The sequence below is a fragment of the Microbacterium resistens NBRC 103078 genome, from assembly GCF_001552355.1.
Classification (GTDB): Bacteria; Actinomycetota; Actinomycetes; order Actinomycetales; family Microbacteriaceae; genus Microbacterium; species Microbacterium resistens.
In genome coordinates, this window is sequence record NZ_BCRA01000009.1 from 22,981 (window position 1) to 38,866 (window position 15,886).

The following is a 15,886-nucleotide window of genomic DNA, read 5'->3' on the forward strand; positions in this document are numbered from 1 at the left end:
CATGCGAGATCAGGACACCAGGATTGCGATCATCGGCGGAGGGATGGGCGGGCTCACGGCCGCCATCGCTCTCCGCCGGATCGCGGGACTCCGCGCGACCGTGTTCGAACAGGCCGCGCAGCTCGGTGAGGTCGGGGCCGGGGTCACCGTCGCGCCCAATGCCGCGCGGGTCCTCGACCGACTCGGCGTGCTCGACGGCATCCGGCGGGCCGGAGCCGTCCCCGACGGACACGGCGTCTACCTGAACGCCCTCGGCGAGGTCGTCACCGATGCGGCCTGGGAGGACACCTCCCGGCAGTACCGGAACATCGGGATGTACCGCCCGGATCTCATCGCCGCCCTCGCAGCGGAGGTGGACCCCGATACCGTCCGCCTCGGTCACCGCCTCGTGTCCGTCGAGGCCGAGGACACGGGCGTCCGGACGCGGTTCGACAACGGCGCCGAGGAGGTCTTCGACGCCGTGATCGGCGCGGACGGAATCCACTCCGTGGTGCGGCAGGCCGTCGGTCAGCACCCCGAGCCCGTCTACTCGGGGTACATCGTCTATCGCGGCGTCGTCGACGCCGCGCGCCTGCCGGACGACTGGCCCATGATCAGCCAGGTCTGGATGGGCGACAGCAGGCACTTCATGTGCTATCCGCTGCAGCAACGCAGGCTGTTCAACTTCGTCGCCGGAGTTCCGAGCGACCGCCCCTTGCATGGGCCCTGGTCCGGTCCGGCCGACGTCGCGGAGCTCGCCGCCGAGTTCGCAGGGGACGGCTGGGATCCCCGGCTCCATCACTTCATCGGGCTCATCGAGAAGACGTTCTGGTGGGGACTCTTCGACCACGAGCCGCTGACCGACTGGTCGCGGGGCCCGATCACGCTGCTCGGCGACGCGGCGCACACGATGCTGCCCCACCAGGGCCAGGGGGTGAACCAGGCGATCGAGGACAGCATGGCCCTGGCCACGTTCCTCGCGGCAGCGGACGACGTCTCCGACATCCCCGAGGCCTTCCGTCGCTACACCGCCGTCCGCATGCAGCGCACCGCGATCCTGCAGAACGGGTCCCGGCGAGCGGGTGCGATGTTCGACGCGCAGAACGAGTTCGCGGATCTGTCCAAGCGCGACGCGGACATCCGCGTCGGCCGGGACTTCCGCCGCGGCGTGGTGTTCGACTACGACGCGCAGAAGGTCGCCGAGCGCGCGCTCGCCCGATTCAGGAAGGTCCAGTACGCATGACATCGATCAGCATCATCGGAAGCGGCAAGATGAGCGGCGCCATCGCGGAGGTCGCTGCGCGGGCCGGCGCCCGCATCCAGATCATCAAGCGCCGCGCGACGAGCATGTCCGCCGCTCGCCCCGGCCTCGAGTACGGAGTCCTCGGCGACGACCTGACCGGCGACCTCGTCGTCCTGGCCGTGCCCTACGGCGCATATGCGAGCGTCCTCGACCACTATCGGGACCGTCTCGCCGGCAAGATCGTGATCGACATCAGCAATCCGATCGACTTCACCACGTACGACCAGCTGACCTCCCCCGCCGATTCCTCCACGGCCGCGGAGCTCGCCGCTCTGCTGCCCGAAGGCACCGCCGTGGTGAAGGCCTTCAACGTGAACCTCGGAGACACGCTCACCAGCGGCACGAACGGCACGACGCCGACGACGGTGCTGTACGCCGGGGACTATGCGGACGCCAAGATGTCGGTCGCCGCGCTCGTCGAGGCGGCGGGGATGCGGGCCGTCGACGTCGGCCCGCTCACCCGCGCACGGGAGCTGGAGGCCATGGGCTTCCTCCAGATCATCCTGGCCGCCCTGGGGAAGACGCGCTACGAGTCCGGGTTCGCGCTCCTGCCGTGACGCGTGTCGGATCGGGCGGCGTGCCCCGTGTCCGCGGCACAGCGGATCGTCAACCCCGTTTCCCTCCCCCGACCACGGTCGTAGCGTGAACGGCTCATCCGATAGGAGGAGCCCACGATGAGCGACGACAGCAGGACGGGCACGAACCACGACACTCCGGGCCGCGACGACCAGGAAGGGGAGTACACGGATGCGGAGACCGAGACCCAGGACGAGCGGGAGCACGTCCGCTCCGTGGACGGCGCGTACACACGCACCGAGCAGACCGAACCGGACCCCGATCACGAGGGTGCCTACACGGACGCCCAGCACCGTGCCGGCGATGACGTCGAACCCCACTCCGCGCACGGATCGCACGGCACCTACACGCGTCGCGATCAATAGCCCGCAGCGTCAGCGGGCGGTGAGAGCGGCGGCGGCGATGAGCGGAGCGAGCGTCACGACGAGGATGAACACCCGTTCGCTCGCGCCGAACGTCCGGGCTCGAAGGGCCGGGAACACCATCGATATCACGAGAGCGGCGAGGGACACCGCCGCAACCGGGTCCAGCACACCGACGACGAACGCGGGTGTCCCCGAGAGCAGACGCCCGAGCGGTCCGATGGTCGAGTAGGCGAGGGTGAACCAGCCGATCGCCAACAGCAGGTGGATCCGGCCCCGGATCGTCGCGGGCTGCCCGGACCGGTCGGTGGGGACGAACGGCATCGCCGCGACGACGAGGCCGAGGACGATCAGCCAGGCGCCCACGCCGAGGCGATTCGCCCCCAGCGCGGCGTCGCTGAGCACCCCGGCGCCCAGGGCCGCCCAGGCGGTCGCCGCTGTCCAGGACGCGGCCGCCGCGATCGTCCGTGTGCGGGCGGAGGGGGACGCGGCATAGTCGCTGACCGTCTCGCGCAGGGGATGGACCCCGCCCGGCAGGAGATGCAGCGTCGCGAAAAGGACGAGCCGGATCACGAAGAGTCCGGTCGCGAGGAGCAGGAGCGGATGTGCCATGGAGATCCTTCTTCGACGTTCGGTGGCGAGGACTCCTGGAACGCTAGAGACTGAAGCAGGTTGAAGGTCAAGGAGCCCATGAGAATCAGCGAACTCGCTCGGCGGACCGGTCTCGCGCCCTCAGCGATCCGCTACTACGAGCAGCAGGACATGTTCAGCCCGGGTCAGATCGCTCGGCATCCGAACGGATACCGGGACTACGGCGCGGCGGCGGTGCGTCGCATCGAACTCATCGCGGCGGGGCGTGCCGCCGGGTTCTCACTCGCTCAGATGCGCACCAGGATGCGGGACTGGGACACCATGGGCAGCGCGCAGCGGGCCGCCCTGCTCGACGAGCAGCTGCGCGTCCTCGACGAGCGGATCGCGGAGCTGACGCGCGGACGCGACGCGGTGCGCGACGCGCTCCGCGAGCTCGCGGTCGCGCCCGACGAGCCCGAGAATTCCGCGGCGCAGCGAGGCTGACGGGTTCCGAGCCGCGAAACCCGACGGCACGCATGAGGGCTGCGGGCGCTCCTCACGCCGGCGGGGACTCGTGCTCCTCCGTGCGGAATCCGGCGGCCCGGTGCGTGCCGTCGCAGAAGGGCTTGATCGAGGACAGTCCGCAGCGGCAGAGCGCCACGGTCCGCCGCCGACGCTCGATCCTCTCGCCCTCGGGCGAGAGGATCACGGCGTCGCCGCGAACGAGGAGGGGCCCGTCCGGGTAGGGGGTGATGGTGACCGGGTCGCGGTGTCGGCTCATGCCGGCACGGCCTTCCGCAGCGACGACTCCCCGCGCTCCCACTTCTCCAGGAGCTCGGCACCCACCAGACCGTCGATCGTCAGACATGCGGCGGCGCCGAACATGATGTCCGGAAGCAGATCGGGGCGGTCCTCGGCGAGCGCGCCGGCGAGGTCGCGGGCGGCGATCTGCTCATGGACCGCGTCCGCTTCGACGTGCTCGTCGAAGTAGTCCGTGACGTCGTCGGAGAAGCCGAGCCGTCGGAAACCGTCGCCATAGAGCCGGTTCGGGATCGACGAGGTCATCTCGAACGCGGCGAGGTGCCCGACGATCGCGCCGATCAGACGACGGTTGAGGCCGAACAGCGACATCAGGTTGTGCGAGGCGAGCGTGATCGCCGGAACGTGCTCCACGTACGCGGCATACGCGTCGTCGAGACCGACTCCGCGGAGCGTCTTGGCGAAGATCTCGGCGTGGACCCGCTCCGGACGCCCTCCGCCGTACTCGTCCGCCTGGATCTCGACGAGCGCCGCCTTCGCGCGCCCGCTCAGTCGCGGGATGGCCCAGGAATGCGGATCGGCCTCCCGACGCGTGTAGATCGATCGCTGGATCAGGAACTCCCTCGCCTGCTCGGCCGTGGCCCTTCTCGCGAGGAACCGCGACAGGCTCGGGCCGTCGTCCTCGTCGACGAGCGTGAACAGCGCCCGCGCCACAGCGTCCTGCGTGGCCGGCGGCAGCGTCGGCACGGGAACGGCGGTCCGCACCGCCGCCTCGAAGACCTGTTCCAACCGGAGGCGGGTCTCGACGAGCTCCGGATCCCATTCCTGTGCAGGGTCGATCCCGTCGACCGAGCCGTACGCCGAGGCGTAGAGCATCCACAGCGACAGCTGCAGGTCGTCATCGCGGAGTGGATCCGTGCTCTCGTGCGCCGCCGCGCCGCTGAGCTCGCCCAGCGGGGCCGCCGACCGCCCGGTCAGTCGCTCGAGCACGGCCTGGCTCAGCGTTCCGCGAGCGTGGAAAGGGATCGACGGTGTCGGGGTGGTGGCCGTGGTCACGGGGCTCCTCTCGTCCGGACCCCGAGCTTGACCGTCGTCCGTGCTCGCGAGAAGGGCCTTGACGAGCCGGCCTCTCGTCGCCATGCGGACCCGCTGTGAGCACGGAACTCACCGATCGGGCCCCTTCTCGCGTCATGGACCCCGAGAGAGGATAGGGACATGACCCGGATGGACGACGAAACGGCCGAGAACGCGACAGAGTTCCCTCCCTCCGTGGGCCGGGTGGCGCCGCGCTCGTTGGCGCACGCGGGGATCACCACGTACGCGCAGCTCGCGACGCACACCGAAAAGGAGCTCCTCGCCATCCACGGCGTCGGCCCGAAGGCGATCCGCCTCCTCGGCGAGGAGCTTCGTGCGCGCGGCCTGGGCTACAGAGACGCCTGATCGAGTGCCCGTTCCTCCCCGTCAGAGACCCGAGCTCGCGAGTTGAAGGACGCCGATCAGGTTCTCGCTCGGATCGCGGAGCTTCAGGAAGGTGGCGAAGCCCCCGTCGTCGAGGCTCACGATCCCGACCCCCTCGCGAGCGCACCGGTCGGCGAACTCGTCGATCCGCTCCGATCGGAGGAAGAAGACGGGCCTCGGCTCCCCGTTCACCAGGATCTGCGCGGGCCGGTGGTCCATCGCCTCCCACAGCATGAGGTCGGGGCCGCCGTCGAGGCGCAGCATGGCGCTGTCGCCGTAACCGTCCAGGAGCCGGAAGCCGAGGCCGCGGCCGAGGACTCACCGGCCACGCCGCGGGAGCGTCCCGCTTCGCGGGGCAAGCCGGGCCGACGGAGAGGCGGTCACGGCCGGTGGAGGGGACCATGAACCGGCCGTGACCATGATGCGGCACGCATCCTGGCGCGGGGCTGGTCGTGTACACCCTCACGAGCACTCCCGACGAGTGCGCCACCAGCCCCGCACGGCCCAACATATCCGGGCGCTTCGGACCGGGCTCTCTCGGGTAGGGGTTTCACCGTATCCTGCCGCTGCCGCCGGCCGCACCGCCCCGCCTCAGCAGCACTTGGGCGGCTCGCCCGGCGCGCGTTCGTGCCAGGATGATCGCGTGATCGGACAGCGGCACGTGTGGCTGGGCGTCGGGCATCCTCGGGCCGGTCGCGTGCACTTCCCATCGCGCCACGACATCGACGCGCCCGGAATCTGACGCTCCAGATGCCCCCAGATCGCTTGCCGCACCTGAGCGTCGACCGCCTCAGCACTTGCCGACGGTCCGACGGATGACATCCGTCCACTGCTCAAAGCCCCGGAATCCAGCCACTGCCGAGCCGAATGCGGGAGCCGCGATCACCGACGCGAGCGGGCGGGTTCGTCATGGGCGGCCTGTGAGTGGGAGGTGATCGGGCAGATCAGGCAGGAGGATCCACCGCTGTGCGCCAGCGACGACCGACATCAGCGGACCTCCTCGAACGGGTCAACGTGCCGCCACACTCTCCCCAGACCCACTTCTTCTTTGAGATCGAGCAGCGGCTGCCCCGCCTTGTACGCACGTCCGCGCTTCTCCCCCGACGCGATGAGCAGACTCGCTTTCGCGAGCTCGGTCAGGTCACGTGTCGCGGTCTGTGGGCTGACCTCGATGCCGGCATCGGCGAGTGAGGCGATGTACCGACCGCGTGTCACGGTCGCTCCGAAGATGGCGTCGAAGAGTGCGTCCAGCGCCCGGTCGTCGATGCCGGCGGCTTCGACCATGTCGTTCAGCACGGACGCCGCCGTCCCTGCTGCGACGATGCGCGACGCGCGCTCGGCCGCCTGGTTGTAATGGGCTGTGAGGATGAACCGCACCCACGGTCGGACCTGCTCCGGGGTCGCGTCTTCCGGCGACCAGTGACCCTGGCCGACCTTCGCGAGCACGTCGTAGTATGCCTGCGTGTGACGCCCGAGGTACTCCTCGATGGAGTAGAACACCGGTGAGATGTCACCGTCGGCGGCGAGCACGAGGGACTGCAGCACCCGGGCCATGCGTCCGTTGCCGTCCTTGAACGGGTGGATGAGGACGAAGTTCAGGTGTGCCATCGCCGCGTTCAACAGACGATCTCCGCTACGGGGGAGCACGGTGGCGCATAGTTCGGTCATCAGCGCAGGCAGGTCGTCGGCGTCCGCGCCCTCGTGGACGATGTCTCCGGTCGATTCCTGCTGGACGTACACAGGGCTTCGGCGATAGCGACCGGGGCGCTTGGTGAGGTCGTGCGAGGCCACCATGTAGTGCAGACTCCGGATCAGCGTCGAGTCGATGACGACCGGCTCCTGGGCGAGCTGGAGAACGTAGGTCATCGCCAATTGGTAGCCGGCGAGGGCGCGCTCGGTGTCCTCATCAACGGTGGCGGGCTTCTCCCCCTGCGCGATGGCAGCGACGTCGTCGACGCTGGCGTTGATGCCCTCGATGGAGTTGGAGCCCTGCACGTTCCGGGCGAAGGTCATCCGTCGAAGCGGCGCCGTCCACCTGTTGTTCTGGCGCACCTGCAGCGCGAGAGCGTCGTTGTACTGCTGGATGGCAGCACGAACGTCCCGCTCCTGCTCATCGAGCTCGGGCAGAACGAACATGACGCTAAACCTCCGAATGATGATTATTTATCATCATAGCGTCATGCAGGGGGAGCTGGGGCTGTCGCCACGCAACGGCCGCTGAATACTCGACGGCACCGCCCCAGGAGCCGACCCCGAATTCGTTCTTCACACCAGCCGTTGGTGCCCGATCGCTGAAAACCCGCATCTGAGATGCGCGCGGCGCGGAGACCAGAAAGCAAAGCAGCCCCTGGCACTCGAAAAGTGGGCGCATCAGCGGTGTAGGCTACCTCTTGGCGTTGAAGAAAACACCTGATAAACGGTGAAAATTTGGTGGACCTGAGGGGACTCGAACCCCTGACCCCCTGCATGCCATGCAGGTGCGCTACCAGCTGCGCCACAGGCCCAGATGCTGTTCGCGGCCTCCCGCGACAACTCCTTGAGCTTACTACACGCGCCGGACCTCGCGCGAATCCGGACGCCGTTCCGCTCCTCCGGGAGTGTCGCCTCTTACGCACCGGGCCGGATGGTCAGGTCGGTCAGCTGTGCGTCCCGGGGAAGATCGAGAGCCGTGAGGATGCTCGTCGCGACGGACTCCGGGTCGATGAACCGCGTCGGGTCGTACGGCTGTCCCTCCTGCTGATGCACCCGCTCCTGCATCGGGGTCGCCGTCCGTCCGGGGTACACCGAGGTCACGCGCACGCCGTGCGCCTCCTCTTCCGACCGGAGCGCATCGGCGAGGGCACGCAGGCCGTGCTTGGACGCCGCGTACGCACCCCATCCCGCGTGTGCGCGCAGACCCGCGCCCGAGTTCACGAAGAGCACCTGACCCTTCGCCACGCGGATGAGCGGAAGCAGCAGACGGGTCAGCTCGGCCGGTCCGACCAGGTTCACAGCGAGCTGCTGCTCCCAGGACGACGCGGGCGTCTCCCCCACGGGCCCGAGATCGACGACGCCCGCGACGTGAACGAGCGCATCGATCCGCTCGGGCAGGCTCTGCTGGGACAGAGCCCAGGAGATCCGCCCCGGGTTCGCCAGGTCCGCCACCAGCGTGCGCACCCCGGGGAAGCGCTCCGCCAGGGTGCGCGCACGGCCGGCGTCCCGCGCCAGGAGGACGAGGTCGTCGCCGCGCTCATGGAGTCGTCGGGTGAGGGCTTCGCCGATGCCGGAACCGGCACCGGTGAGGAGGGTCAACGGCATACGTCCATCGTCGCACGCCGCGTCGGATCGACCGACTACTCCCCGACGGCCCGGCCGGGCTGGGCGGCTTCGATCGGGACGACCGGGCAGTCCTTCCACAGCCGCTCCAGACCGTAGTAGGTGCGCTCCTGCTCGTGGAACACGTGCACGATGAGGTCACCGAAGTCCAGCAGGACCCACCGCGCTTCGTCGCGACCCTCGCGGCGCACACGCTTGTGTCCCGCCTCGATGAGCCGGTCCTCGACCTCGTCCGCGATCGCGGCGACGTTGCGCTCGCTGTTCCCGGTCACGAGCAGGAAGATGTCGACGAGCGGCAGCGGCTCCGACACGTTGAGGGCGAGCAGGTCCTCCCCGCCCTTGGAGAGCGCGGCCTCGGCGGCGATCTGCAGCATCTCGGTCGCGGACGCCGCCGACTGCATCACGAGAAGACCCCCGTGGTGATCGCGACGATGAGCGCTCCCACGAGCGCCACGGCGAGAGCGCCCGCGGTGATGGTCAACGCGATCATCAGCTTGTTGCTCTTCTCCGGCTCCGGCGGGCGGATCACCTCGCCGGCGGGCTTGATCGTGCTGATCGCGGAGCTCGCCGCGATGGGCGTCGGCGACGACGCGGGCGGCAGCTCCCCGTCCACGAGGACGGCGTCCACCTCCTTCCCGTCGGCGGTGCCGCGCGCGTGCCCCTGCGAGCCCAGGCCCTCGGGCAGCTCATAGCTGCCCGTGACGAGGATCTCCCCCGTCGCCGCGACGGGACCGGAGAGGGAGCCGACGCCGGGCGCCTGCTGGAAGATCAGCGCGTTCGGCGCCGAGTGCTGGGAGCCGCCGTCCGAGGAGAGGAGCTCGTCGAAGGAGCGCTGGGGACCGGACCCGGCATCGTCGGTGGACAGCACGGCCTCGCCGAACCCCCGTCGGACGATCGGACGGTGCGGGCCCTCGTCGGTGTCGGCGCCCGTCTGCGGCGCATCCGAGGCGGGTGCGGACTCCTTCGACCCGGCAGGGGCGGAGTCACGCTCGGGAGTCGGGTTCTCGATCGGGGCAGGCGGCGTCGGGGTCGCTCGGGGAACCTCGGACACGATCGGCTCGTCCGTCGCGCGCGACTTCTCCGCCCCGCCGCGCGCCTCCGCCCGAGTGCTGCGGTGCGGCTCCGGTGCGGTCGGCTCGGGCTTCTGGTCGCTCTTCTGCTCCGGCGCGGGCGGAGCCGGCTCCTCCTCGACCAGGGGGACCGAAGCGGTGCGGACGCGCTCCTGCTCCCGGATCTGACGCCGCGTCAACGGCGCCGCGCCCGAGGCCTCGGCCTGGTCGTGCTCCACCGCGGGCTCCGGCTTCAGCTCCTCCTGGACGGGAGCGGCCTCTTCGACGCCGGCGGCGTCCGTCGCGTCCGGCTGCGGCGTCGCCGGGGCCGACGCGGCCGCCTGTGCGTTCTTCGCGGCGTCCGCTTCCTCAGGGGTGATGACCGTCGTCGCGCCGGTGAGCCGTGCTTCCCGCATCTGCTTGCGGGTGAGGGGGGCACCCCCGCGCTGATCCGATGTGCTCATGCCTTGCTCCGATACAGATGATGCTTCGCGATGTACTGGACGACCCCGTCGGGAACGAGATACCAGACCGGATCGCCATCGCGCACCCGCGCCCGGCAGTCCGTGGACGAGATGGCCAGGGCGGGGACCTCGAGCTGACTGATGTCCTCGGTGGGAAGTCCGTCGGTGCTCAGGACGTGCCCTGGTCGGGAGACGGCGACGAAGTGGGCCAGATCCCACAACTCATCATGGTCCCTCCAGCTGAGAATCTGCGCCACGGCGTCTGCACCCGAGATGAAGAAGAACTCCGCATCCGGCCGCTCGCGTTTCAGGTCTCGGAGGGTGTCGATCGTGTACGTGGGCCCCTCGCGGTCGATGTCGACGCGGCTCACGGTGAAGCTCGGGTTCGATGCGGTCGCAATGACCGTCATCAGATACCGGTGCTCGCTGGCGGTGACGTTGCTCTTCTGCCAGGGCTGACCGGTGGGCACGAAGACCACCTCGTCCAGGCCGAACGAGTGCGCGACCTCGCTGGCGGCGACCAGGTGCCCGTGATGGATCGGGTCGAAGGTCCCGCCCATCACGCCGATGCGCGGCGCTCGCGAGGTCGTCGTCATCCCCGAGGCCTAGTGGCCGTGCCCCGTTCCGTGCCCGTCCTTGCCGTGCGCCGCGGCCCATGCCTCGGCCTTGGCGGAGTGCCGGTTGGCGACGTTGCGGTAGGACAGCGTGACCAGACCCAGCGCGGTGAACGTGACCGCCGCGATGATCCCGAAGATGACAGTGTCCAGCGCCACGTTGCCGTGGTGCTCCGCTTCAGCGGTGGCCATCGCGATCTGTGCGACGAGGTTCATCGATACTCCAAGGGGTGACCGGGCGGATTCCGCCCCTCAGTCTAGCCCTCAGCCGCGCGTCTGACCGGCTCCACGCGCCAACCACTTCGTGCTGGTCAGCTCGGAGAGCCCCATCGGGCCGCGGGTGTGCAGTTTCTGGGTCGAGATCCCCACCTCCGCACCGAAGCCGAACTCGCCCCCGTCCGTGAAGCGGGTGGACGCGTTGGCCATGACCACCGCCGAGTCGACCTCGGCCAGGAAGCGCTCGGCGTTTCGGGCGTCCGTCGTGATGATGGACTCCGTGTGACCGGTGCTGTAGGTGCGGATGTGGGCGAGCGCCTCGTCCAGGGAGTCCACGACGCGCATCGCCAGGTCCAGGCTCAGGTACTCCGTGGCCCAGTCCTCCTCCGTCGCCGGCACGATGTCCGCGCCCAACCGGACGACGTCGTCGTCGCCGTGCACCGTCACTCCGTGCTCGGCCAGGGCGCCGGTCACGAGCGGGACCAGGCGTTCCGCGGCCGGCCGCAGGACCAGCACCGTCTCGACGGCGTTGCACACGCTGGGGCGCTGCACTTTGGCGTTGACCACGATGTCCCGTGCCCAGTCCTCCGGGGCGGTCTCGTCGAGGACGATGTGCACGTTGCCCGCCCCCGTCTCGATCACCGGCACCGTCGACTCCGTCACGACGGTCTCGATCAGCGACGCGCTCCCCCGCGGGACGAGCACGTCGATGAGCCCTCGGCCCTGCATGAGCGCCCGCGCCCCGTCCCGCCCGAAGTCGTCGACGGTCTGGATCGCCTCGGGCGTGAGGCCGTTCCGGGAGACGGCCTCGCGCATGATCGACACCAGCGCGCTGTTCGACTCCCGCGCCGCACTGCCTCCGCGCAGCACCACGGCGTTGCCGGAGCGGAGGGCCAGGGCCGCGATGTCGACGGTCACGTTGGGGCGAGCTTCATAGATCACCCCGACGACGCCGAACGGCACGCGGACCTGCTCCAGGGCGACGCCGTTCGGCATCCGGTGGCCTCCGACGACCTGACCGATCGGGTCCGGCAGCGCCGCCACTTCCCGCACGGCCGACGCCAGGGCGGCGATGCGCGTCTCGTCGAGGCGCAGGCGATCACGCAGCGCGTCGCTCAGCCCCTCGTCCCTGCCGCGCTCCAGATCCCGGTCGTTGGCGGCGATGATGCGCGCCGAGGCGCCCTCGATCCCGTCGGCCACGGCGTGCAGGAGCCGTGCCTTCTCGTCACTCGTCAGCCGCGCAGTCGCGCGCGAGGCGTCCTTGGCCCGCCGCATCCGCTCCTGCGGGCCGTCGGCCGCCGAGACGGCGTCGTCGGGGACGGGGGCGATCACGGCTTCCACGCTCATGCGGTCAGTGTATCGACCCCGGAACGGTGCGGATCCGCGCGTGACGCCCGCCGAGACGAGCGGGACGGCTCAGCGGGAGGCCGGAGCCGCGGGCTCGAACCAGGTGCCGATCTCGTCGCCGTCCAAGGCCCGCCCCACGAGGTCCGCGTTCGTGACGAGCACGCCGATCCCGGACGACGCGGCCAGGCGTGCCGCGGATGCCTTGGTCGCGGCGCCTCCGGTTCCCACGCCGTTGACCACGCTGGCGCCGAACTCCAGCCCCGACAGGTCCGCGCCCGCGGGCACGAAGGCGATCGGCTCCGCGGAGGGGTCCGACGGCGGCTTGGTGTACAGCGAGTCGACGTCGCTGAGAAGCACGAGCGCGTCGGCGCCGACGAGCTGAGCCACGAGCGCGCCCAGCCGGTCGTTGTCGCCGAAGCGGATCTCCTGGGTGGCGACGGTGTCGTTCTCGTTGACGATCGGCAGCACGCGCAGCCCGAGGAGCCGTTCCATGGCCCGTCGCGCGTTCGAGCGCGACGTCGGGTGCTCCAGGTCGCCGGTGGTCAGCAGCACCTGTCCGGCGACGATCCCGTGCGGCTGGAGCGCCTGCTGGTACCGATAGACGAGGACGTTCTGTCCCACCGCGGCGGCGGCCTGCTGCGTGGCCAGATCCGTGGGACGGGCGTCCAGGCGCAGCAGCGGGATGCCGCTCGCGATCGCGCCGGAGGAGACGAGCACGACCTCGGTCCCGCGCGCGTGGGCCGCCGCCAGGGCTTCGACGATCACCGGGATCCGCCACGCCGACTCGCCGCTGATCGAGGAGGAGCCGACCTTCACGACGATCCGCTCGGCCGTCGCCAGCTCGGCGCGGGAGCGAGCGGTCATTCCTCGTCCTCCGCCGGGACCCCCTTGGTCGCACGGCGCTCGGCCTCCAGCTCCGCGCGCGCGGCGGCCTTGGCGTCCATCCGCTCGTGGTACTGCTCGCGACGCTGGCTGGTGGTGCGCCGGGTGTTGGGATCGAAGCGCGGGTCGAGGCCGCGCGGCGTGCCGATCAGCTCGGCCGCCGACGAGATGGACGGCTCCCAATCGAAGACGATGCTGTCGCCCGGCCCGATGACGACGGTCGAGCCCGCCGTCGCTCCCAGTCGGAACAGCTCGTCCTCCACTCCCAGCTTCTCCAGGCGATCGGCGAGGTAGCCGACGGCCTCCTCGTTCTGGAAGTCCGTCTGCTGGACCCAGCGCACAGGCTTCTCCCCCAGGATCCGGTAGACGTTGCCGTAGCTGCCGCCCTCGACACGGATCTCGAAGTCCCGCTCCGCCCCGCGCGGACGGATCACGACGCGCTCGGGAACGACCTCGACGGCCTGCTCGGCGCGGTGCCGGTCCACGATCTCCCCCAGAGCGAAGGAGAGAGGACGCAGTCCCTCGCGCGACACGGTGGAGATGTCGAAGACGCGGAATCCGCGGGCCTCGATGTCGGGACGCACCATCTCGGCGAGCTCACGCGCCTCGGGGACGTCGATCTTGTTCAGAGCGACGAGCTGCGGACGCTCCAGCAGCGGCACCTGGCCTTCGGGGACCTGGTACGCCGCCAGCTCGGCGAGGATCACGTCGAGGTCCGACAGCGGGTCTCGCCCCGGCTCCAGCGTCGCGCAGTCGATGACGTGCAGCAGCGCCGAGCAGCGCTCGACGTGGCGGAGGAACTCCAGCCCGAGCCCGCGGCCCTCGCTGGCCCCTTCGATCAGCCCGGGCACGTCGGCGATCGTGTAGCGCGAGTCGCCGGCCTGCACGACGCCGAGATTCGGGTGCAGGGTCGTGAACGGGTAGTCGGCGATCTTCGGCCGCGCCGCGGAGAGCGCGGCGATCAGGCTGGATTTGCCCGCCGACGGATACCCGACCAGCGCCACGTCGGCGACCGTCTTGAGCTCGAGGACGACATCCCCCTCGAACCCGGGGGTGCCCAGCAGCGCGAATCCGGGCGCCTTGCGCTTCGGGGTCGCGAGCGCGGCGTTGCCCAGCCCGCCCTGCCCGCCCCGGGCAACGACATATCGCTGCCCCGGCTGGACCAGGTCGACGAGCACCTCGCCGGACGGGCTCTTCACGACGGTGCCCACCGGCACCGGGAGCTCGAGGGTCTCGCCGGCGTAGCCGGAACGGTGATCGCCCATCCCGAAGCCGCCGTTGCCCGAGGAGCGGTGGGGCGAATGGTGGTAGGAGAGCAGGGTTCCGGTCTGCGGGTCGGCCACGAGCACGATGTCGCCCCCGTCCCCGCCGTTGCCGCCGTCCGGGCCGCCCAGCGGCTTGAACTTCTCGCGGTGCACGGAGACGCAGCCGTTGCCGCCCTTGCCCGCACGCAGATGCAGCGTGACGGTGTCGACGAACGTGACCATGGCGGGATTCTCCTCGTGCTGTGCGCCGCTTCAGCGGGCGCGTTTCTCGGGCCGGACGGCGGTCGGCTCACCGGCGGATACGCGGACGGGGCGAGCCGAAGCCCGCCCCGTCCGGTTTCTCGCTGTCTGCGAGCGACTTACTCGCCGGCGACGATGTTGACGACCTTGCGGCCGCCCTTCGTGCCGAACTCGACCGCGCCGGCGGCGAGGGCGAACAGCGTGTCGTCGCCACCACGGCCGACGTTCACGCCGGGGTGGAAGTGCGTGCCGCGCTGACGGACGAGGATCTCGCCGGCGTTGACGGCCTGGCCGCCGAAGCGCTTCACGCCGAGTCGCTGTGCATTGGAGTCACGACCGTTGCGGGTCGAGCTCGCACCCTTCTTGTGTGCCATTTCTCAGCTCCTCTTGGTGCTTACTTGATGCCGGTGACCTTGACGCGCGTGAGCTCCTGACGGTGGCCCTGGCGCTTCTTGTAGCCGGTCTTGTTCTTGAACTTCTGGATGACGATCTTCGGGCCGCGGAGGTGGCTGACGACCTCGGCGGTGACCTTGACCTTCGCGAGCTTGTCGGCGTCGGTGGTGACCGTGTCGCCGTCGACGAAGAGAACAGCCGGCAGCTCGATCTTGTCGCCCTGGGCTGCCTGGACGCGGTCGAGCTGGACGATCGTGCCGACCTCGACCTTCTCCTGCCGACCACCGGCGCGCACTACTGCGTAAACCACTTCACACCTGTTTTTCATTGGGGAGCTCTGGGCTCCGTTACTCTCACGGGAAGACTGTGCTGTGCTTCGCGCCACGAGCAGAGGGACCGCAGTGGCGGGCGCGATGGGCAACCTCCGCACGCCCGAGTGGGACAGACGCGCGGTGCACCAAGGAGCTACTTTACCGGATCCGGGCTGCATCGCGCAAAGCAGGCGCCCCGTGTCGCGAGCCGTCGCGCCCGGGGTCCGCCCGCACGCGATCCGCCTAGGATCGGCGCATGGCGATCCTCATCGACGATCCGGTCTGGCCCGCGCACGGGCGACTGTGGGCTCACCTCGTGAGCGACGAGAGCGTCGAGGAGCTGCACGCGTTCGCATCGGCGCACGACCTGCCCCGGCGTGCGTTCGACCTCGACCACTACGACGTCCCGGAGGACGCGCTCCCCCGGCTCATCGCCGGCGGAGCGCGTCACGTCACGGGCAAGCAGCTCGTTCGGGCGCTGATCGCCTCAGGACTCCGCGTCCGCGCCCGGGACCGACGGGGCTGAGCCCTCGTCCGTCCCCGTCGGTGCGCCCGGGGTGTGCACCACGGCCGTGCCGGCGGACAGCGCCGCCGTCGTCACGCGACGACGCGCACGCCCCTGCCCCGGGGCCTTGGGCTCCGGGAGCGCATCGAGCACGGAGTCCAGCAGCTGCTCGGTCTCGGTGCGCGGCGCCTTGCTGCGCTCGGGGCGCTTCTTGCGCGCCTTCTTCGGGCGCTCCGCCTCGACGGGCACGACCGGGGCCGTGTCGGCGACGACCGGCG

The 15,886-nt window shown here is 70.2% G+C and carries 21 protein-coding genes, 1 tRNA gene and 1 pseudogene; 6 read left to right on the top strand and 17 right to left on the bottom strand.

Annotated elements, in window-relative coordinates; genetic code table 11:
• The first annotated feature begins 1 nt into the window (after position 1).
• The 3 genes from MR1_RS01595 to MR1_RS01605 all read left to right on the top strand — a co-directional run bounded on the left by MR1_RS01595 (position 2) and on the right by MR1_RS01605 (position 2,223).
• Positions 2-1,222: an FAD-dependent monooxygenase gene (locus tag MR1_RS01595; protein ID WP_067242790.1), complete on the top strand. Its 1,221-nt coding sequence runs from the start codon at positions 2-4 to the stop codon at positions 1,220-1,222.
• The gene (locus MR1_RS01600; protein ID WP_067242792.1) at positions 1,219-1,839 is read left to right on the top strand and encodes an NADPH-dependent F420 reductase; all 621 of its coding nucleotides are present in this window, start codon (positions 1,219-1,221) and stop codon (positions 1,837-1,839) included. Before MR1_RS01595 ends, MR1_RS01600 begins: the two co-directional genes overlap by 4 nt.
• Positions 1,840-1,956: 117 nt before the next feature.
• Positions 1,957-2,223: a hypothetical protein gene (locus MR1_RS01605; protein ID WP_067242794.1), complete on the top strand. Its 267-nt coding sequence runs from the start codon at positions 1,957-1,959 to the stop codon at positions 2,221-2,223.
• 9 nt (positions 2,224-2,232) lie between these two features.
• Here MR1_RS01605 and MR1_RS01610 read toward each other — a convergent pair whose 3' ends face one another.
• On the bottom strand, positions 2,233-2,832 hold the full coding sequence (locus tag MR1_RS01610) for a DUF998 domain-containing protein (RefSeq protein ID WP_067242795.1): 600 nt from the start codon (positions 2,830-2,832) through the stop codon (positions 2,233-2,235).
• A 78-nt stretch (positions 2,833-2,910) separates the two neighbouring features.
• On the opposite strand from MR1_RS01610, the gene MR1_RS01615 reads away from it, so the two are divergent.
• Positions 2,911-3,294: a MerR family transcriptional regulator gene (locus MR1_RS01615; RefSeq protein WP_067242796.1), complete on the top strand. Its 384-nt coding sequence runs from the start codon at positions 2,911-2,913 to the stop codon at positions 3,292-3,294.
• A 52-nt stretch (positions 3,295-3,346) separates the two neighbouring features.
• Here the strand turns inward: MR1_RS01615 and MR1_RS01620 are convergent, their stop codons facing one another.
• A complete protein-coding gene (locus MR1_RS01620) occupies positions 3,347-3,571 on the bottom strand; it encodes a CDGSH iron-sulfur domain-containing protein (protein WP_067242797.1) in 225 nt (74 codons plus the stop codon).
• Positions 3,568-4,551: an iron-containing redox enzyme family protein gene (locus MR1_RS01625; protein WP_067242827.1), complete on the bottom strand. Its 984-nt coding sequence runs from the start codon at positions 4,549-4,551 to the stop codon at positions 3,568-3,570. Before MR1_RS01625 ends, MR1_RS01620 begins: the two co-directional genes overlap by 4 nt.
• A 213-nt stretch (positions 4,552-4,764) precedes the next feature.
• Between MR1_RS01625 and MR1_RS01630 the strand changes: the two genes are divergently transcribed.
• Positions 4,765-4,989 carry a helix-hairpin-helix domain-containing protein gene (locus MR1_RS01630; protein WP_067242799.1) on the top strand — a complete coding sequence of 75 codons (225 nt, stop codon included), beginning with the start codon at positions 4,765-4,767 and terminating at the stop codon, positions 4,987-4,989.
• Between the two features lie 21 nt (positions 4,990-5,010).
• Here the strand turns inward: MR1_RS01630 and MR1_RS01635 are convergent, their stop codons facing one another.
• From MR1_RS01635 to rplU, 13 genes are all read right to left on the bottom strand, one after another.
• Positions 5,011-5,271, bottom strand: a complete 261-nt coding sequence (locus MR1_RS01635; RefSeq protein ID WP_067242800.1) for a VOC family protein — start codon at positions 5,269-5,271, stop codon at positions 5,011-5,013.
• 723 nt (positions 5,272-5,994) lie between these two features.
• Complete coding sequence (locus MR1_RS01640) at positions 5,995-7,143, bottom strand: Fic family protein (RefSeq protein ID WP_067242801.1); 1,149 nt, start codon at positions 7,141-7,143, stop codon at positions 5,995-5,997.
• A gap of 292 nt (positions 7,144-7,435) precedes the next feature.
• A tRNA-Ala gene (locus MR1_RS01645) sits at positions 7,436-7,511 on the bottom strand.
• A gap of 103 nt (positions 7,512-7,614) precedes the next feature.
• Complete coding sequence (locus MR1_RS01650; RefSeq protein WP_067242803.1) at positions 7,615-8,304, bottom strand: SDR family oxidoreductase; 690 nt, start codon at positions 8,302-8,304, stop codon at positions 7,615-7,617.
• Positions 8,305-8,339: 35 nt separating this feature from the next.
• Positions 8,340-8,723, bottom strand: a complete 384-nt coding sequence (rsfS, locus tag MR1_RS01655; protein ID WP_067242829.1) for a ribosome silencing factor — start codon at positions 8,721-8,723, stop codon at positions 8,340-8,342.
• Complete coding sequence (locus MR1_RS01660) at positions 8,723-9,835, bottom strand: hypothetical protein (RefSeq protein WP_084344276.1); 1,113 nt, start codon at positions 9,833-9,835, stop codon at positions 8,723-8,725. The genes rsfS and MR1_RS01660 overlap by 1 nt, the downstream gene beginning before the upstream one ends.
• On the bottom strand, positions 9,832-10,431 hold the full coding sequence (gene nadD, locus MR1_RS01665; protein ID WP_067242805.1) for a nicotinate-nucleotide adenylyltransferase: 600 nt from the start codon (positions 10,429-10,431) through the stop codon (positions 9,832-9,834). The genes MR1_RS01660 and nadD overlap by 4 nt, the downstream gene beginning before the upstream one ends.
• 9 nt (positions 10,432-10,440) lie before the next feature.
• Complete coding sequence (locus tag MR1_RS01670; protein ID WP_067242806.1) at positions 10,441-10,665, bottom strand: hypothetical protein; 225 nt, start codon at positions 10,663-10,665, stop codon at positions 10,441-10,443.
• Between the two features lie 48 nt (positions 10,666-10,713).
• Positions 10,714-12,012 (bottom strand): glutamate-5-semialdehyde dehydrogenase, encoded by a 1,299-nt coding sequence (locus tag MR1_RS01675; RefSeq protein ID WP_084344277.1) that lies wholly within the window; start codon positions 12,010-12,012, stop codon positions 10,714-10,716.
• Positions 12,013-12,081: 69 nt separating this feature from the next.
• Positions 12,082-12,876 carry a glutamate 5-kinase gene (proB, locus tag MR1_RS01680; protein WP_067242808.1) on the bottom strand — a complete coding sequence of 265 codons (795 nt, stop codon included), beginning with the start codon at positions 12,874-12,876 and terminating at the stop codon, positions 12,082-12,084.
• Positions 12,873-14,381 carry a GTPase ObgE gene (gene obgE, locus MR1_RS01685; RefSeq protein ID WP_067242810.1) on the bottom strand — a complete coding sequence of 503 codons (1,509 nt, stop codon included), beginning with the start codon at positions 14,379-14,381 and terminating at the stop codon, positions 12,873-12,875. The genes proB and obgE overlap by 4 nt, the downstream gene beginning before the upstream one ends.
• 137 nt (positions 14,382-14,518) lie before the next feature.
• Positions 14,519-14,773 (bottom strand): 50S ribosomal protein L27, encoded by a 255-nt coding sequence (gene rpmA, locus MR1_RS01690; RefSeq protein WP_067242812.1) that lies wholly within the window; start codon positions 14,771-14,773, stop codon positions 14,519-14,521.
• A 20-nt stretch (positions 14,774-14,793) separates the two neighbouring features.
• Positions 14,794-15,102: a 50S ribosomal protein L21 gene (rplU, locus tag MR1_RS01695; RefSeq protein WP_169797632.1), complete on the bottom strand. Its 309-nt coding sequence runs from the start codon at positions 15,100-15,102 to the stop codon at positions 14,794-14,796.
• 257 nt (positions 15,103-15,359) lie between these two features.
• Here rplU and MR1_RS01700 point away from each other — a divergent pair, with 257 nt between their 5' ends.
• Positions 15,360-15,629 carry a DUF4031 domain-containing protein gene (locus tag MR1_RS01700; protein WP_067242816.1) on the top strand — a complete coding sequence of 90 codons (270 nt, stop codon included), beginning with the start codon at positions 15,360-15,362 and terminating at the stop codon, positions 15,627-15,629.
• Here MR1_RS01700 and MR1_RS01705 read toward each other — a convergent pair.
• Positions 15,591-15,886, bottom strand: a pseudogene (locus MR1_RS01705) (hypothetical protein); the annotation flags it as partial. The gene MR1_RS01700 and the pseudogene MR1_RS01705 overlap by 39 nt on opposite strands.

Bases quoted from the DNA above. Each gene is read 5' to 3' on its own strand.
- MR1_RS01595 (WP_067242790.1), top strand. From the start codon at position 2: ATGCGAGATCAGGACACCAGGATTGCGATCATCGGCGGAGGGATGGGC.
- MR1_RS01620 (WP_067242797.1), bottom strand. From the start codon at position 3,571: ATGAGCCGACACCGCGACCCGGTCACCATCACCCCCTACCCGGACGGG.
- MR1_RS01660 (WP_084344276.1), bottom strand. From the start codon at position 9,835: ATGAGCACATCGGATCAGCGCGGGGGTGCCCCCCTCACCCGCAAGCAG.
- rsfS (WP_067242829.1), bottom strand. From the start codon at position 8,723: ATGCAGTCGGCGGCGTCCGCGACCGAGATGCTGCAGATCGCCGCCGAG.
- proB (WP_067242808.1), bottom strand. From the start codon at position 12,876: ATGACCGCTCGCTCCCGCGCCGAGCTGGCGACGGCCGAGCGGATCGTC.
- rpmA (WP_067242812.1), bottom strand. From the start codon at position 14,773: ATGGCACACAAGAAGGGTGCGAGCTCGACCCGCAACGGTCGTGACTCC.
- MR1_RS01675 (WP_084344277.1), bottom strand. From the start codon at position 12,012: ATGAGCGTGGAAGCCGTGATCGCCCCCGTCCCCGACGACGCCGTCTCG.
- MR1_RS01635 (WP_067242800.1), bottom strand. From the start codon at position 5,271: ATGCTGCGCCTCGACGGCGGCCCCGACCTCATGCTGTGGGAGGCGATG.
- MR1_RS01630 (WP_067242799.1), top strand. From the start codon at position 4,765: ATGACCCGGATGGACGACGAAACGGCCGAGAACGCGACAGAGTTCCCT.
- obgE (WP_067242810.1), bottom strand. From the start codon at position 14,381: ATGGTCACGTTCGTCGACACCGTCACGCTGCATCTGCGTGCGGGCAAG.
- MR1_RS01610 (WP_067242795.1), bottom strand. From the start codon at position 2,832: ATGGCACATCCGCTCCTGCTCCTCGCGACCGGACTCTTCGTGATCCGG.
- MR1_RS01605 (WP_067242794.1), top strand. From the start codon at position 1,957: ATGAGCGACGACAGCAGGACGGGCACGAACCACGACACTCCGGGCCGC.
- MR1_RS01700 (WP_067242816.1), top strand. From the start codon at position 15,360: ATGGCGATCCTCATCGACGATCCGGTCTGGCCCGCGCACGGGCGACTG.
- MR1_RS01615 (WP_067242796.1), top strand. From the start codon at position 2,911: ATGAGAATCAGCGAACTCGCTCGGCGGACCGGTCTCGCGCCCTCAGCG.
- MR1_RS01650 (WP_067242803.1), bottom strand. From the start codon at position 8,304: ATGCCGTTGACCCTCCTCACCGGTGCCGGTTCCGGCATCGGCGAAGCC.
- MR1_RS01670 (WP_067242806.1), bottom strand. From the start codon at position 10,665: ATGAACCTCGTCGCACAGATCGCGATGGCCACCGCTGAAGCGGAGCAC.
- MR1_RS01640 (WP_067242801.1), bottom strand. From the start codon at position 7,143: ATGTTCGTTCTGCCCGAGCTCGATGAGCAGGAGCGGGACGTTCGTGCT.
- nadD (WP_067242805.1), bottom strand. From the start codon at position 10,431: ATGACGACGACCTCGCGAGCGCCGCGCATCGGCGTGATGGGCGGGACC.
- MR1_RS01600 (WP_067242792.1), top strand. From the start codon at position 1,219: ATGACATCGATCAGCATCATCGGAAGCGGCAAGATGAGCGGCGCCATC.